This window comes from Neolewinella persica DSM 23188, assembly GCF_000373105.1.
GTDB lineage: Bacteria > Bacteroidota > Bacteroidia > Chitinophagales > Saprospiraceae > Neolewinella > Neolewinella persica.
Genome location: NZ_KB890413.1, coordinates 208,618 through 225,686, shown reverse-complemented (window position 1 = coordinate 225,686; position 17,069 = coordinate 208,618). Strand labels below are relative to the sequence as shown.

The following is a 17,069-nucleotide window of genomic DNA, read 5'->3' as shown; positions in this document are numbered from 1 at the left end:
GTTTAGGATAGACCGTGCAAGTTAGTGCCCGTCTGATGGATTTGACGGAGAACACGGATAGAGTCACTTACATTCGTTCAAAAAGCTGAAATTTGTTGAATCCTTATTCGCTTACCTTCCGCCGCATAAAATAACTCCCCAGAAGTAATACGAAAAAGGCCGCCGCTCCGCCATAGCCGATTGATGGCCACAGGCTGCTGCTTTGCTTCCAATTTACTGGCTTCATTCCGCCGTAGGCCTCAAAGGCCGCCCATTTGTATGGTGCGGCATCGGGATGACGCTCCAGGTAAGCACGGCGAGAATGCTGTAAGGCCTCGTGTGGAGCATCTCCTTTTTCTAATCGCTCGTAAAAGCTGCCCATCAACTCAGCGGTCGCGTGGTCATCAACCGCCCAGTTGGAGGAAACTACGCTGCGGGCACCCGCAGCCAGATAGGCTTTGGTTAATCCAACTTTACCTTCATTAACGTGGCGGCCACCGCCACCCGTTTCGCAGGCGCTGAGGACGACCAGATCTGCATTCAGGGTTTGATCGCCAATGTCCGAGGCGTACAGTTGAACGGGGTCACCGTCGTCGTCCAATAAGTAGAGGTGGCTGCGCAGACCGTCTGATTGGCTGCTGATGGCGTGGGTGGCGAGGTGGATGATGCCGTAATCAGAAGCATTCTGTAAGTAGTGGTTCATCGTTGCCGTAGCATCGTAGTAGTATTGGCCGGCACTTCGATTTTCCAGGTCTTGTACTTCCTCGGTGTTGAAAACCAGGGGCGGAAGTTTGAAACCTGCCTGACGAAGGTCACTTGCCTGTAATAACTCATTGCTGAAATCCGGTGCCATGCCAAGGGGCTGGGCGTACCTCGGGTCAAGGTCCAGCTCCTCCAGCAACTGCATCTCCCGAATGGAGGACTGGCGACTGATGGCGCATTCTACGCCCAGGTAGCGGGGAGTACCCTCGTCGATGTCTCGTCGCAACGCGGAAAAGGGAATGTTTTCCAATTTTCCAGTGGTGACTACGTGCAGGCGGTCGGGTAATAAGCCGTCCAGACCAGCAAAAAGCAGTTGGTACAGCCTGCGGGAAGCCTCTTGGGTGTGTATTGTGGATTTACCTGAAGGAATGGATTCGGCCAGCTCTGTGGTGAGTTCCAAAACCTCCGCGCGACTGTTGCTCATTGCCGAAATGTCGATGGTGTCGGGGGCAATGAAGAGCCGGTAGAGGATGGCGTCGTTTTGGTAAAAGGCTACTAAGCCGGTGGTGTCTATGGCCAGGTTTCCCTGGACTTCTTGCAAGTTTACCTTGTATCCCGTTGTCAGCTCTTTGTAGAAATCGGAAAAGTCATCACTCATCTGATCTTGGTGCCCCTCAAAGGTGAGTTGTTGTTGACGTATTTCTGCCAGTGTAGTTCCGGGGGCTAAGTATTTCATCCCCTCCGCCAGGGCGCGTTCTTTTATAATGGCAGCGGTAAAGCGTTTGTCGGTACGCATTTTCTTTCGTGCCAGGGTCCAATACTGGCTTCCACCACCGGAGAAGCCATCGACAATAGAAATGCTGCGGCTTAAGTAGGAGAGGTCGTTGGTGTTTTGATAGAGGTAAGTGCCTACTATTAGGGGGGTGTGTGGCTGGATAAAATTACTCTGCTTTCTTTCACTTGCGATAGCATTAACCGACTGTAATTTGAATGTTAATTGGCGGTCATAGCCTATCTCATATATCTGAAACGCATCAATTACTGGAACTAATCCTTTTCCGAGGCGCGTCTGAAATAAATTATGTCGTGCGTAACTAAATATATAACTAGAAGGTATGGTTTTTAGCTTTTTAATTATATCCGTTAATTGTCCATGAGATACAAAAAGTCCGATTTTGTTTTCTAAAGATAGTTTTGCAAAACTTAGGGCTGATTCATAGTCTCCGTCATCTGAAGCTCTTTGAGCAAGTACGGCATTCCATAATCCTTGATCCATATCAGGAAAGTATTTGTTGCTTTCCTTTAGTGTTTTTCGAAAATCTCGAGTTGATGAGCTAAAACTTTGATCAAGGTTTAATTCAATATTTGCTAAAAATATAGAGAGTAGCTTTTGGGAACTACTTTTAAGGTACGCATCGAAGTTATTCTCAAGTAATTCTGCTTTGACTAAATTTTGGTCTGAATAGCTCGATCTTACTATTAGTGATATTTTTTCATCGGCAGTGAAATTAGACGACGAATTTGCAAATTTCATGTTTTTTTGAAGTTCTAAGGTATGAGCTTCCTCACTTAAATAAATTGAGGAATATCCTATTTCTGACAAATATCTTAGGGGCGAGTTTTTTTTGGAGTGTTCTTTGATAAAGGAATAATACATTCCTGCGATGAGAGTCTCACCAAATGTTTCTAGATAACTAGCGTATAAGTAAATTATTTGAAGGCTCAGCTCATCTTTTGAGCTTAAATAACTGATTTCAGCGATAGCTTGATCGAAAAAGCCATGAAAAGAAACAAAGTCACCGCTTTCGTAAGCATTAATCATCTTACCCGCAAAGTAATACCGCTTATCACAGTCTTTATTTGAAAAACAGACGGCAAGTTCTTCTTCAGACGGAGAGTTTTGAGCAGAAATAATGTATTGGATATTAAAGTGGCAGCAATTGTCATTTGCTGCGGAGGAATTAATTAGGCAAAATAAAAAGAAGCTTAGGTGAAGGTATTTCATGCCTTAAGCTACAAAGTTTTATGTGGGAATCTATTTTAAGATAATAGTACCAACAAAAAGGCCATCCTTTCGCTGGGAAAGGATGGCCTTAGTTTTGACGGGAAATAGGATTTATTCCTCGTCGTCGTCGTTGCCGCTCAACTGCTCACGCAGCTGCTCGAAGGCAGACAGGTCACCGAGCGTAGAACGCTCGATGCTGGAAGACGTCTTCTTGATCGCCTGACGGGTGTCTTCGCGTTCCTGAGTACGTTCCTTGTATACCTGGTCTTTCGCTTCCTTGCGGATGTCGTTGACGTAGCGGCTGTGGCTCACGGTGAGGCGCTTGCTGTCGCGGTCGAACTCGATGACCTTCACGGTCAGGGTTTCGTCTACTTCAGCAATCGTGCCGTCTTCCTTGCGCATCAGCTTGATCGGGGCGTAAGCCTCGAGGCCGTACGGCATCTGTACGATGGCACCACGGTCATCCTTACGGAGTACGGTTGCCTCGTGGTAGCTGCCTTCGGGGAATACATTCTCGAAGGTATCCCATGGGTTTTCTTCGAGTTGCTTGTGTCCGAGCGACATCTTGCGGTTGTCTTCGTCTATTTCGAGAACCATTACCTGAATGTCGGCACCAACTTTGGTGAACTCAGATGGGTGGCCGAAACGCTTGGTCCAGCTGAGGTCGCTGATGTGGATCATGCCACCGATGCCTTCGTCGAGCTCGACAAAAACGCCGTAGGGCGTGAGGTTCTTGACTTTGCCGGTGTGGGTAGAATCAACTGCGAAGCCTTCATTGATCCTCGTCCAAGGATCATCGGCCAACTGCTTGATCGAGAGCGACATCTTCCGGTCTTCGCGGTCGATGGTAACGACCTTAGCCTTCTTGGTTTCACCGACGGTGAAGTACTCGCGGGCGTTGATCGGCTGGTTAGACCAGCTGACTTCGCTAACGTGTACCAGACCTTCGACACCTGGCTGGATTTCGAGGAATGCGCCATAGTCTTCGATGTTGACCACTTTGCCTTCCACTTCGCTGCCTTCGTCGATGGTTTCGTCGAGTACTTCCCAGGGGTGCTTCTGGAGCTGCTTGAGACCGAGGCTGATACGCTTCTTGTTCTCGTCGAAGTCCAGTACGGCCACGTTGACCTTCTGGTTGAGTTCGAGGACGTCGCTTGGGTGGTTGATCCGACCCCAGCTGATGTCCGTGATGTAAAGCAGACCGTCTACGCCACCAAGGTCGAGGAACGCACCGAAATCGGTGATGTTCTTAACGATACCTTCGAGTACCTGACCACGCTCGAGAGAAGCAATGATTGCTTCACGCTGCTCGGCCAGATCGCTTTCGATGAGTGCTTTGTGAGAAACGACGGCGTTCTTGATGGTTTCGTTGATCTTAACGACCTTGAATTCCATCGTCTTACCAACGTATGCATCGTAATCGACGATCGGCTTGATGTCGATCTGCGATCCAGGGAGGAAGGTTTCCAGTCCACCACAGTCGGCAATAAGGCCGCCTTTGGTTTTGCTGATCACCTTACCGTTGATCACGGTACCGTTGGCGTAAGAATCGCGGATACGATCCCAGGCACGGAGGAGCTTGGCCTTACGGCGGCTCAGTACCAACTGACCTTTTTCGTCTTCCTGCTGCTCAACGTAAACTTCTACAGTATCGCCAACCTTGAGTTCTGCTTGGTCGCGGAATTCAGAAAGTGGGAGAAGACCGTCAGACTTGTAGTTAAGGTCAAGGATTACATCACCGTCGATGATGCTGGAAACTTTGGCAGACATGATCTCAGCCTCGGAGATGTTAGTCATCGAGTCTTCGTACTGCTTTTCCATCACTTCACGCTCTTCCTGCGTGTAGCGGCTGGCCGCAGAGCGGGCAGTCATGTTCCAGTTGAAGTCGTCGTGAGCGGAGCCAGTAGCACCACTCATGTCGTCTTCTTCGATTTCTACACCTTCTTCCTTAACCTCTTCGGTCAGAACGACGGCAACTTTGGTCGCTTCCTTACGGATGACCTTAGCAGTAGAAACTACTTCTTCCTCTTCTTCGTCTTCCTCTTCCGTTTCTTCCACCACTTCAGCAGCTTCTTCTACGGCTTCGGTTGCTTCAGCAACGGTTTCTTCCACTACAGCAGCAACTTCCTCTACCGTTTCTTCCACGGCTTCGGTTGCTTCAGCAACAGTTTCTTCAATTTTTGTTTCGGGGGTCTCCAGTGCCGAGGCGGTCACGGGAGTTTCTTCGGTCCCACCGTCTACGGCTGGGTCCTTATCATCATCCATCATCATAGGGATGTGAAATTTTAAATGCGTTAAAACCTGGGTTGCTTCGGGGGCAACCATTCCCCACTTTCTCCGGCAGGACCTTTAAAAGCCGCGCAAAGGTACGACTATTATTAATACTACACAATGCTTTTGGAAAGCCTTTTTAGGCGGGGGCGGAGGTGCCGGGGGAAGGTATAAAAGGAGCAAAGGAAAAAAGGACGGTAATGCTATTGCTATTTTCCCCTGCTCCTTTCCGCCTTTACCTGGCACCTGCGGCCCCGCCCTGAACCAGCCTCCGCATCGTATTGTTTATAATGTTCATACATTTAATACGGTTGCCATGAAAGAGCGCTCCATCGCCAACATTTTACCCGCCCATGCCCTCCGGATGGGCGCTTTGACGGTTCATCAACCCCTGCCCACCCAGCGGGTTGAACAAATTGATCCGTTTCTTTTGTTGCATCACTTTGGCCCGTTTACGGTGGAGCCCGGCTATGATCCCTTCGATGTGGGACCGCACCCGCACCGTGGTTTTGAACCCGTGACCTTTTTGTATTCTGGCGGCATTCGGCATCACGACAGCCGCAGCAACACGGGATACCTGGAGGGAGGCGACGTGCAATGGATGACCGCCGGCATGGGGATCATCCACAGCGAGAAAAGCAGCAAGGATTTTCTGGAAACCGGAGGTGAGTTAGAAGGAATACAACTTTGGGTTAATCTGGCTCCTGAGCATAAAATGGTACAACCACGCTACCAGGATATGAAGGAGGCCGACTTTCCCAGAGCTGTTCTTGCTGGTGGAGCGGTCCTTAAAGTTGTGGCTGGCTCCTTTAACGAACTGCAGGGACCGGCAAAAACCTACAGCTCCTTACTGGCCTGGCAGTTGGAGCTTCCCGCTGATGCAGTGGTAAGTTTGCCCGTTCCGGCGGGTTATAACTTCGCAGCCTATCTGCTCGATGGTGAAATTAAGGCCCCAAGTAGCTTCAGCTACGAAGGGAGAACCCTGCTGAATTATCGTCAGGATGGCGATACTGTAACCCTAACCGGAGAGGCACCGATGACCAGGGTGCTTCTGTTGGGAGGCTTGCCCCTGGAGGCCCCCGTAACGCAACATGGCCCCTTTGTGATGAACAACCAAACGGAGATTCTTGAAGCCATGCGTGATTACAAAATGGGAAAGATGGGTGTATACATAGATGATTAAGATGGCATTCGTCCACCAGTTAGCCCTGATTGACCGCTAATTTGTGCGCTTCCTGCTATAGGGTGCCCGTCTATCGTTCTGACAATCTATCTTTGCCGCCAATATGGATTTAGACCTGCTCTTACAAGTCGGCATTTTTCTTGTCAGTATCGTTGCCTTGCTCTGGGCCAGCGACCGTTTCGTGGAAGCCGCCGAGCGCATTGGTCTGTCATTGGGTATTTCACCCTTTATCATCGGGGTAACGATTGTTGCCTTTGGAACGTCTTTGCCCGAATTGGCGACAAGCATCGTCGCCGTTCTTGACGGTACCCCGGAGATCGTAATCGGCAATGTAGTTGGTTCCAACATAACGAACATCGCCCTGGTATTGGGCCTGACGGCGGTAGTCGTCAAAAACATTGACCTGGAGTACAACCTGTGGCACATCGATATCCCCTTCCTCTGGGGAAGTGCGTTCTTACTTTACTTCGCCGTATCTGATGGAAACCTGACGCTTTATGAGGCCTTCCTGTTTTTAGGAGGTATTGCCATTTTTCTGGCCTACAGCCTTAAAGGGCAAGACCGACCCGATAAAAAGGACCGGCCTTCGGCGAGTTGGAAGGATTATGCGTTGCTGATTGTCGGCGGTGCCATCGTAAGTATTTCAGCGGCTGGTGTGATTGATGCGATCACGAAGATCAGCGCTACGCTTAACATTGCTCCAGAGGTAATTGCACTCTCCGCCGTAGCGATCGGGACCAGTTTGCCGGAAGTAGCCGTCAGTCTGGCGGCTGCCCGTAAAGGGAAAGCTTCCATCGCCGTTGGAAACGCACTTGGGTCAAATATTTTCAACACCTTCATCGTGATGGCCATCCCCCGGTTCTTTGGTAAACTGACCATCCCCGAGGACATCATTACCATTTATCTTCCGCTGATGATTGTCATGACCATTCTGCTTGGCGTGATGAGCAATAACCGTAAGATTACGCGTTGGGAAGGTCTAGTTCTTATTCTTTTCTACCTCTGGTATTTCGGCGTGATTGTGGAAAACGCGGGAGCCTGAGCTCCCGCTGTTGATGCGGACACATAAGGCGAACAGGTAGCAAAGCAAAGTGGCCATTAGCGCGTAAAAAGGAGGTGTCCTCTCCTACAGGAAGCATTCATTGGGTTCACGTCGGTACAACGAAGAGTGGAGCCATTCCTTGGGACCCAGAAGAATAGTCGAGTAGCTTTCCTCCAATAGAATGGATGTGGTCCACACTACGTTTTGGGGGAAAGGGATAAGATTCATGGCGTTCTTATTTAGAAAGATTCTAAGTGCCTTTATACCTCCCCATGACAGAAATAGCCCTGGTTGCATTTTACCTTTGCACCCTGCCTTTCGGACTACCTATATGCTTCAACACATTCACATTCTGACCCTCACGCATCGCCACGCCAAGCTCAAGGCTATTGGCGAGATAGTTGCCGCATTTGAAGCTGACGGTAAATTGCAGGAGCATCTTACCAGTATCCGTGAACGCGGTTTGGCGGACGAACTGTTCTACCTTTCTACCTGTAATCGCGTTTGTTTGTTGTTTTCAACTAAGCACAGCGTTGACGATACCTTTCTTGACAGCCTGCTTCCCGGCCAGCCTTCGGTGCCTGCCATGGCGGAGATGGAGCATGTGCGAGGATTGAAGGCGGTGTATCACCTTTTTGAAGTAGGTGGTTCCATTGATTCACTGGTGGTGGGAGAAAGACAGATTTTAGGACAGTTCCGGGACGCCTACGAGCAAAGCCGGAATTGGGGGTTAATTGGAGACGACCTGAGGATTGTCTGCGATCGAATCGTTTTGGCATCGAAAGATGTTTATAACTCTACCCGTATTGGTGAAAAGTCCGTTTCTGTAGTTTCTCTGTCTATGCAGCAGTTGCGAAAGTTTCAGCCAGCACCGGACGCCCGTATCCTGATGATCGGTGCTGGGCAAACCAACCTTTTGGTCACTAAATTCCTGAAAAAGGAGGAGCAACAACGGTTAACGGTCTTTAATCGGACGCAAGCCCGGGCAGCAAGTTTAGCCAACGCTTTCCCTGTCGGCAAAGGCCTCACACTTGGGGATCTGGAAAATTACGAGGAAGGCTTTGATGTCCTTATCGTTTGTACTGGGTCCGCAGAACCGATTGTAACCCCGGCTTTGTTCAACTGGCTTTTGGCTGGAGAAGATCCCCAGGATAAAATTGTTATTGATCTTGGTGTCCCGGCTGATGTGGCGGAAAGTACCGTCGCGAATCACGAATTCGAATACGTGGGGATCGAACAGCTCCGCGCTTTAGCCGAAGAGAATATGGACTTCCGCCGGGAAGAGATCAAACGTGCTCATGGGGTACTTCACAAGCACCTCGGAGAACTGGAGACAACCTACCGCCAACGACTTCTCGAACGTGCTATGTCACAACTTCCGCAGGAGATCAAAGCGATCAAGCATACGGCAGTAAACCAGATATTTGCCAAAGAGCTCCATAAGTTGGATCCCGATGCTAAAGACCTGATGCTTCGTATGATGACCTATATGGAAAAGCGGTGCATCGGTATTCCAATGAAGGCTGCCCGGGAGGCGATCATTGGCTAGTTAATGCAGAGGGTACTTATCCAGTAACCACGCGCTCTTTTAGTCGGCAACAAAGCGATCCAAACAGAGGCTACTTTTTCTTAAATGCAGACAGGGCAGTCCGTGCCTCTTCCGTTAGTACGAGGCGACCGGAAACGCCTGCGCGCTCGTCCAGCAATTCCGGCCAATGGCTGGTGCCGTGCCACAATGTTTTTTTGAGTTCTGCGGATGCCTTCAGGCTGTAACCCGCAAGCTTGGTCGTCAGGGTCTCTGTAGCATCATTCAGTGCTTCAAGTGTGGGATATACGCGTTGATACAACCCTTTGGAATGGGCCCAGGAGGCATTGTGCCATTCCGTATCGATGCTTAGTTCCGTAGCGGCGGCAATTCCCATTTTACGAACCAGCGCCGGCAAAATTACAAACGGGCCAATGGCGATGGCGAGTTCACTCAGTTTGATACTTGCAGCCTCCGTCGCCAGGCAATAGTCTGCTGCTGAAGCAATACCAACACCACCGCCAATGGCCTTGCCTTGAACGGCAACGACGATCGGCTTAGGACAGCGACGCATGGCCAGGATTAAGTTAGCGAAGCCCATAAAGAAATCCTTTGCTCCGGCTTCGTCAGATATGGCCAGCAACTCGTCGAGATTAGCTCCGGCACAAAAAGTACGTGAACCCCCACTCCGAAGAAGAACAACCTTGGTATCGTCATTGGTAGCTGCGGCATCGAGCGCAGCTACAACACCCGCTAGCTGGTGGGCAGGAAAACTGTTGTGGGCCGGATGTGAAAAAGTTATGGTTTGGACACCAGTAGTTGAAAGATGGCTGTGGAGTTCGCCTTGAGGATTCATAAAATGACTGTTGGTTGGGATAAGGGCTGACAAAGGTACACGATTGGCCGAACTGCTCGTTAAAGAAACCTGTCTTTGCACCTGCGGCCCCGCCCCTGGAGAAAAAAGGTCGAAAAAGGCCCTCTATGGCTGAAAGTATCGCCATACGTCCATACTTTGCCTCAGGCAGCCGAATATTTCCGAAAATGGGCCTACATTACGTCCACCATATCCCAAAGTATGATTTACACTAATTTACACCGTGGCCTTCTTGTGGCCACCCTCTTCCTTTTCCTTGGCAATATGACTACCGGGCTATCTGCTCAAAAACTGGAAGGAATAGCCAGCTTTTATGCTGACCGTTTTGATGGCAAAAAAACCAGCACCGGAGAAGTTTTCCGCCAGTCGGGTTACTCTGCTGCGAGTAAAGAACTGCCATGGGGCACCATTGTTGAGGTGACCAACCTAAGCAATGGTAAAACCACACAGGTTCGTGTCAATGATTGCGGACCACACGCCAAAGATCGTATCATCGATTTGAGTCGGGCGGCGGCAAATGACCTCGGGTTCGTCAAGGCTGGTGAGGCAAAGGTGCGGCTGCGCGTGCTGAAAACCAGTGACGCCGGACCAAACTGTAGCCGCGGCGCATGGGCCAAAAAACTTAAAGCACAGGGAAAGGCTGTTCCTCCGCCACCACCACCGTGGGATCCTACCCAAACGGTTTCCATGACGCCAGTGAACCCCGTGGTGCCCGGCCCTCCGTCGGTAGACCCGGCCATTCCCGTTCCGGAAGGCACCCTGCGGGGAAAAGCCAGCTACTATGGCGACCGCTTCAATGGCCGGCCCACGAGTACCGGGGAAACCTATGACCACCGCCTGCGTACCGCAGCCAGTAAAGATTTTCCTTACGGTACTATCCTTGAAGTAACGAACATTGTTTCAGGACAGAAAGTAGAAGTAAAAGTGAATGATTGTGGGCCCAATAGCCCTGACCGGATTATTGATTTGAGTCGGGCAGCTGCTGCGCAGATTGGCGTAATCCAGGCAGGTATTGCGGTAGTACAGTTACGTGTTGTCAGCCTTGGTGTCGACGGGCCTACGTGTAACCGCTCAGCCTGGTCCCAGGAGCGAACAGCCGCAAGAGATAATGCGGCTGTGCTCAGCCCCCGGAGCCCTCAGCCCGCGGGCGAGCAGCCAGAAAACATGGTGGATGCCTACACGGTCCAGGTCGGGGCCTTCAAAAATGCCGCTAATTCCGATGAACTGATCAATGACATGATTTCAAAGGGGGTTGATGCTTCCGATTTTTACCCCCGAAAGGAAAGTGATGACTTGCACCGTACTTCTATTGGGGTGTTCTCCTCAGAGGCTGCAGCCAAGGATATGGAGAAAGAAATTCATAAAAAAGGATATACTAAAGCGTCAGTGAAAAAGATCCGGGTGCCAGCTGAAGACCTTCGCGATCCAGTTGTTACTTACGGGACAACAGTGGTCACTCCGCCAACGCAGGCCGCACCACCCAAGCAGCAATTCGATCCAACTGATATTCTATTTGGGGTTCAGGTTGGTGCCTTCAGTACCAAGGCGAATGCAGATAAGTCGCTCAAAGGCCTTCGGGAAAAAGGGTTTTCAGATGCCTATAGTGCCCGCGTTGGAGAAATGTACCGGGTATTCTCCGGGAAATTTTACTTCCAGAGCCAGGCTGAGGTGCTGAAGGAAAAACTTCGGGAAGCTGGTTACGAACAGGCTACGGTACGAAGGGTGCAGTAGGCAGGGCTCAGTATTTAGTATTCAGGGCTCAGAATTCAGAATTCAGGATTTAGTACTCAGCGCTTAGTATCAGGTGCTGGTTGCTGAACCCTGAGCACTGAACCCTGTGCACTGGTCCCTGATAACTGAATGCTACTACGCCGGGATAAGGGACAGCAACAGGGCCGGGGTGACCAGCAGGAGGATCAGCACTAAAAGGCGGAGGTTCTTATCCATGTTATTCATGGTGCTATTGACGACGGAGGTACCTCCGAAGGTACTTCCCCGGCCACGCTTTAAACATTTGGTAACGGTGCGGGAACGGCTTTAACGGGAATTAACGATTTCACTATCGTATGAAGGGCTTCCCGGCACCTTCTCCATAAACCTAATTCCTCTTTAACCGTATTATCTCCGTAAACAGCAATAATTCCTTCTCTATGCACGACATCGAACCACATTTTGGTTGGCGGGAGAAATACCGCGCCGAGGCAGACGAATATTCCCCCTTTTTCGGTCGGGAGTATTCCGAGTTTGGCTTCACCAACAAGGTCTATAATTACCTCCTTCATCCACAATGGGATGAGTTTGGTGCTGAAACGCTTTACCTCAAGCAGCTCTTCACCGATTATGATGAAGGCTACGTTATCGTCGAGATGATCGGGGAGTGGAACGATGCCGTCCATAATGATGTGATGCACTTCAAGCGGGAGTTCATCGACCAGTTGATCGGTAACGGTATCCGCCACTTCATCATCATTATGGAAGGTGTGCTGAATTTTCACGGAGACGACACGGACTATTACGAAGAATGGATGGACGAAATTCGTGACGAGCAAGGCTGGGTAGCCATGCTGAACGTGCACTCCCACGTTGAGGACGAATTGGCGCAAACCAGACTGGATAACTACCTCCATTTCGGCGAACCCTTCAACGGCCTTACCTGGCGCCCCCAGAAACCGGAGCAAATTTATGAGGCCATTGAAGGCCTGCTGGAAACTGGGACGCGAAGGATATATTAAAAGAATCAGCCATTGGCGGCTACGGATTCTTTCATTGACGAACGGTGTTTTTTTGGATCTCTGGACATCAGGGTTACTGCTTTGCGTATTGAGTATAAAGCTGGAATCGTAAGGAAGACTAACCCTAAGGACAAAACCCACCAAGGGCTCGCGAAGGTCTCGCCAAAAGAAAGGACGCCAAGAATTATAACCGTTGAAAATGGCAGGGAGTAAGCCAGCGTGTTTAAAGCCAGGTCGATGTTGAAAACTTTCTTTTCATCTTCTTCCCGAAGAGATTCAATCGCTGACATATGAGCGAACGGCCAAAAGCTAACAGCCGACTGCGGGAAAATGACCAACAGCAGGGCCATTGCGGCAGAAATTGGCGGTAAAATGAGGAGCGCAAGACCGCTGAACAACAACCCTATACCCGCTCGGAAACCGAGGACCCTGAGGATCATTAATGTTTGCTTTTTTTCGAACCGGACAGCCATTCCAATAAACAGGAGTACTACCGGTGTCATGAGCCCGGCAAGGCGAACAGCGGTACCTGAAAGAAAATCGGGTAACATTGAGAGGTTAAGATCAAAACTTAGCATAAGAATGGCTGCTACAATCACCAGGTTTACGGGTTCTCGAAGTAGGCTAAGTCCCAGGTTCTTCAGTTTTCCTTTGCGGTTTGGCGTACTGGACGTGCGGTCACTACAGGCCCGGTAATACCAGTTCATGGCAACGAGGTAAAGGATAATAAGTACAAAAACCTTATTGCCAATATCGGCGAGGGCAGAGTTGGCCAATGCATCTTCCCCAAGGTATTCAAGGGCAAAAGGCATACAGCTAAGTCCGGGAGCGAGGGAAGGAATAAGCATTGCTGCCGTTCTCCATTCGTTGGTGTCTTTTTCATACCCAAGGAAGGGAAGAACAGTTTGAGCAATGTAGAAGAGCACCAGGTTGAAAGCTAATGCTAGTATTGGCAAAAAAATCAAACCTGCTGAAATCTCAATCTTTAGCAGGGCTACGAAAATTGTAGCAGGTAAAACCACACTTAGAATCAGGACTTTGACGCCCTTTAGGTCTTGCTTACCGGCGATTTTTTTCTGAAGAAAGTAACCGGCCACAATTAACAACAGGAAGGAAAGGGTTTTTTGAAGAGCGGGATTCATAATGGATAAAAAATTATCATTTAACCAACATTGAGGGAATACCGAAAGGCTGGTGGATAGTGCCGGTGCAAGAGCACCGGTAGGTATTCCCGCATCGGCACTATTCGGTTGTTTGTCGTTATACCAGTACTTCTTCGAGTGCCGTCAGAAAAATGTCCATCTCCTCAGGCTTACCCATGCTGACGCGACAGTAATCTTTTCCAAAAATGTCAAAGGCTCTGACGCCTACCCCCTTGGAGAACATAGCGTCGAGAAATGGCTTGCCGGCCATCGCAATCGGAAATACCATGAAGCTGGTATGGCTCGGTACGGGGGAAAAGCCTAGCTTTTTTAGCCCTGTAACCGTTTGCTTGCGTGCCGCAGCGGTACCTTTTATGCTCATTTGCTGGAATTCAGTGTCTTCCAAACTTGCCATGGCCCCCATCAGGCTGGTTTTACACAGACTCATGTTGCCACGCCAGATGGCGTCAACTTTCTCTAACATTTCGGGGAGCATGACGCCGTAGCCGATGCGTAGGCCTGCCATACCGTGTACCTTACTGAAAGTACGTGCAACCACAACGTTCTTCCCTTCTTTGATAAGCGGGACCATCGTTTGCGCTTTGGGATCCGGCAAGAATTCGAGGTAAGCTTCGTCCACAAAGACGGTCGTGTCATTTGTAGCAACCTCACGACAGAATTTTTTAATGTCTTCGGCTGGGGTCAGCGTACCGGTAGGGTTGTTAGGGTTACAGATGTAAACCATTTTTGTGTTACGGTCAACGGCCTTTTTCATCCCGTCCAGGTCGTGGGCCCAGCTGTCGGTTAGCCGAACTTTCTTCCAGTCGGCCTTCATCGCTACGGCCGTTTTGATCAATGACATGTACGCAGGGTCTGCGGCAACAAGGTTCCCTCCGTTCATAAAGTGCATGATGGCCATCTTTTCCAACACATCGGAAGATCCCGGTGCCAGAAGAATGTGATCTTCAGAAACGCCTTCAAAGGCCGCAATCATGCTTCTCAGGTTCATGGCGGCCTCGTGCTGGTAGCGATTGCCCTCTTTGGCCGTTTCCATGATGGCCAGCCGTGCTTTGGGGCTGGGTCCCCAGGGGTTCTCGTTCGCCAACAGGCGGGCTTTTAGTTCGGGACGTGCGGAGTAGTGGGAGCGCTCCCATTCCAGGCTGGGCATTATTTCTTTTACCGAAGCGTACTGGGGTAATAACCCAGGGGCGGCATTTAAAGTCAGTGTGGGTGCCGCAGCAAGGCCCGCGCTGGCAAGGGCAGCCTTGCGTAACCAGGCCCTCCGGGAAATGGTAGATGTTGTACTCATTTTATAAGTAATTCAGGTAGTGAATAGTTGAGCCAACAATTTAAGTTTGCCAGGCAGTAAGGCCTAGCTGGATTGCTTTTGAAAATGTTATGCCCAAAGCATATTCTGACATAGCATTTATTAAGAAAACCGTATCCATTGTTACGTAATTCTGCAATGAATGTTGATCACTGGCCAGCCCGGTAAAAACCACCACTAACGTTTAAAAACCATATTTCTACGTTCATATTTGCTTCGATTTCGCTCCTTAGTGCGATTTTTACACGAACTTAAACAGTTCCTTACCGGGCCAGCCACTATATTGCCTCACTTTATAAGCACTCACACTATCCACCAGACTTAGGGATCATGCAATTACAAGGGATCGACCTGATTATTTTCGGCGTCTACATCGTCGCCGTTATACTTTTTGGCATTTGGATTGCCAATCGTGAAAAGGCAGCTACTGCCAGCGACTACTTCCTTGCCAGCCGGAGTCTCCCCTGGTGGGCAGTTGGCGGTTCCCTCATCGCTTCCAACATCTCCGCTGAGCAAATCATCGGCATGAACGGTTCGGGTTTTGAGCTCGGTCTGGCCATCGCCACTTACGAGTTAATGGCGGCCATCACGCTGATTATGGTTGCGAAGTTTCTGCTCCCGGTATTCATCAAAAAGGAGATTTATACCATGCCGCAGTTCCTCGAACAACGGTATAACGGAACGGTCCGGACGATACTTTCCATTTTCTGGATCGCCCTCTTCGTCTTCATCAACATCTCCACGGTTCTTTATTTAGGAGGACTCGCTATTCAGGAACTACTTGGGTTTCCGCTGTATATAGGTATCATCGGCCTGATGCTCTATTCTGCCTGTTTCTCCATCTTTGGTGGCCTGAAAGCAGTTGTTTGGACGGACGTCGTTCAGGTAGTCGTCCTGATGGTTGGCGGCACGGTTGCTGCCTGGGGTATTCTTAGTGTTGTTGGAGACGGTAGCGTTTTCAACGGAATTGCAACGCTCTTCGAAGCCTTGCCCGAACGCTTCGAAATGCTTTTTGACCCTCAGGATACTTACATTGATATTGCCCGGCAAACCGAATTACAGCTTGGTGTGGATGCTGACGGGGTTGCAACAACACTAGTCCCCGGAGACGAGATAAAGTCTTCCTTTGCTTCCTTGCCCGGCATTGCCATGCTGCTTGGCGGTATGTGGATCGTGAATACTTTCTACTGGGGTACGAATCAATACATCATCCAACGCGCACTGGCAGCGAAGAGCATTGCGGAAGCACAGAAAGGCGTTGCCTTTGCGGCTTTCATGAAACTCTTCATTCCGTTTTTTGCCGTTCTTCCGGGAATCGCCGCCTGGCACCTGCTCCAAACGCAGCCTGACCTCGATCCGATTACCCGTGCAGACGCAGCCTTTCCGTGGGTGCTGGGTAATTACGTCAGTGTGGGGCTTCGTGGCCTTACGTTTGCGGCGCTTGTCGCGGCCATTGGCTCATCCATCAGTTCCATGGTAAACTCAGCTTCTACTATCTGGACGATCGACATCTACAACAAGTTTATTAACCCCGGAGCAAGTGAGAAACGACAGGTGTCTATCGGTCAGATTTCCGCAGCACTAGCGCTCGTTATCGGTGCACTAATCGCACCCATCTGGCTCAATGCAGGGCAGGCTTTCCAGATCATTCAGGAGTACACCGGTTTCGTAAGCCCGGGCGTACTTACGGTATTCATCTTCGGAATGTTCTACCGCAGAGCGACTTCTAAGGGAGCCTTGATCACCATTTTGCTCTCCATCCCGCTGTCCGTATTGTTCAAGGTCCTGATTCCAGACCTGCCTTTCCTTGATCGGATGGCACTCATTTTCCTGATCAGTGCGGCCGTGATGATCATCATGCCGATGCTTGAAAAGCGTCGGGCATCATCTCCGGTAAAACCTGCAACGAAAGAAGGCCTGATCAGCGACTTCAGGCTTCGTAACAGTCTCGTTATTGCAGTTATGGCTACGGGCCTCGCTACGGGTATCCGTCTGTTGATACAACCGATTAATGCTTATCCAGGGGTTAACGGTTCCGTTGGTGTACCTGCCTGGACAGCCTACGTTTTCCTGCTGCTGTCCATCGTAGTAATTGCGCTGATCTATACCGACAAAAGCCCGGATGATCACAAAGCTATTGATCTTGAGCCTTCTCTCTTCCGTACCAGAATGGTCTTTAATATTTCGGCCGTTGCCGTCATACTTATCCTGGCAGTGATCTACGCTTCCTTAGCGTAAGCGCATATCGGCTTAAATGAAATGCGTGAGTAAGCTTTGGTTTACTCAC

At 50.0% G+C, this 17,069-nt stretch carries 11 protein-coding genes; 6 read left to right on the top strand and 5 right to left on the bottom strand.

The window, feature by feature from the left end:
• Positions 1-103 precede the first annotated feature (103 nt).
• Positions 104-1,957, bottom strand: a complete 1,854-nt coding sequence (locus tag B036_RS0100955) for a CHAT domain-containing protein (protein WP_169435018.1) — start codon at positions 1,955-1,957, stop codon at positions 104-106.
• Positions 1,958-2,797: 840 nt separating this feature from the next.
• On the bottom strand, positions 2,798-4,954 hold the full coding sequence (gene rpsA, locus B036_RS0100950; RefSeq protein WP_406603393.1) for a 30S ribosomal protein S1: 2,157 nt from the start codon (positions 4,952-4,954) through the stop codon (positions 2,798-2,800).
• 319 nt (positions 4,955-5,273) lie between these two features.
• Between rpsA and B036_RS0100945 the strand changes: the two genes are divergently transcribed.
• The 3 genes from B036_RS0100945 (at position 5,274) to hemA (ending at position 8,731) form a co-directional block, all read left to right on the top strand.
• Positions 5,274-6,140: a pirin family protein gene (locus tag B036_RS0100945; protein ID WP_020566810.1), complete on the top strand. Its 867-nt coding sequence runs from the start codon at positions 5,274-5,276 to the stop codon at positions 6,138-6,140.
• Between the two features lie 103 nt (positions 6,141-6,243).
• On the top strand, positions 6,244-7,182 hold the full coding sequence (locus B036_RS0100940) for a calcium/sodium antiporter (protein ID WP_020566809.1): 939 nt from the start codon (positions 6,244-6,246) through the stop codon (positions 7,180-7,182).
• A gap of 331 nt (positions 7,183-7,513) precedes the next feature.
• Positions 7,514-8,731: a glutamyl-tRNA reductase gene (gene hemA / locus B036_RS0100935; protein WP_020566808.1), complete on the top strand. Its 1,218-nt coding sequence runs from the start codon at positions 7,514-7,516 to the stop codon at positions 8,729-8,731.
• A gap of 70 nt (positions 8,732-8,801) precedes the next feature.
• Here hemA and B036_RS0100930 read toward each other — a convergent pair whose 3' ends face one another.
• On the bottom strand, positions 8,802-9,563 hold the full coding sequence (locus B036_RS0100930) for an enoyl-CoA hydratase/isomerase family protein (protein ID WP_020566807.1): 762 nt from the start codon (positions 9,561-9,563) through the stop codon (positions 8,802-8,804).
• Positions 9,564-9,782: 219 nt separating this feature from the next.
• Here B036_RS0100930 and B036_RS32790 point away from each other — a divergent pair, with 219 nt between their 5' ends.
• Entirely contained in the window at positions 9,783-11,312 is a 1,530-nt protein-coding gene (locus tag B036_RS32790) for a septal ring lytic transglycosylase RlpA family protein (RefSeq protein WP_071596744.1), read from the top strand.
• Positions 11,313-11,731: 419 nt separating this feature from the next.
• Positions 11,732-12,313 carry a hypothetical protein gene (locus tag B036_RS0100915; RefSeq protein ID WP_020566805.1) on the top strand — a complete coding sequence of 194 codons (582 nt, stop codon included), beginning with the start codon at positions 11,732-11,734 and terminating at the stop codon, positions 12,311-12,313.
• Positions 12,314-12,318: 5 nt separating this feature from the next.
• Here B036_RS0100915 and B036_RS0100910 read toward each other — a convergent pair whose 3' ends face one another.
• Both B036_RS0100910 and B036_RS0100905 read right to left on the bottom strand, forming a co-directional pair.
• On the bottom strand, positions 12,319-13,455 hold the full coding sequence (locus tag B036_RS0100910; RefSeq protein WP_020566804.1) for an AEC family transporter: 1,137 nt from the start codon (positions 13,453-13,455) through the stop codon (positions 12,319-12,321).
• A gap of 118 nt (positions 13,456-13,573) precedes the next feature.
• Complete coding sequence (locus B036_RS0100905; RefSeq protein ID WP_020566803.1) at positions 13,574-14,764, bottom strand: pyridoxal phosphate-dependent aminotransferase; 1,191 nt, start codon at positions 14,762-14,764, stop codon at positions 13,574-13,576.
• Between the two features lie 348 nt (positions 14,765-15,112).
• On the opposite strand from B036_RS0100905, the gene B036_RS0100900 reads away from it, so the two are divergent.
• Complete coding sequence (locus tag B036_RS0100900; protein ID WP_020566802.1) at positions 15,113-17,020, top strand: sodium:solute symporter family transporter; 1,908 nt, start codon at positions 15,113-15,115, stop codon at positions 17,018-17,020.
• The last annotated feature ends 49 nt before the right edge of the window (positions 17,021-17,069 follow it).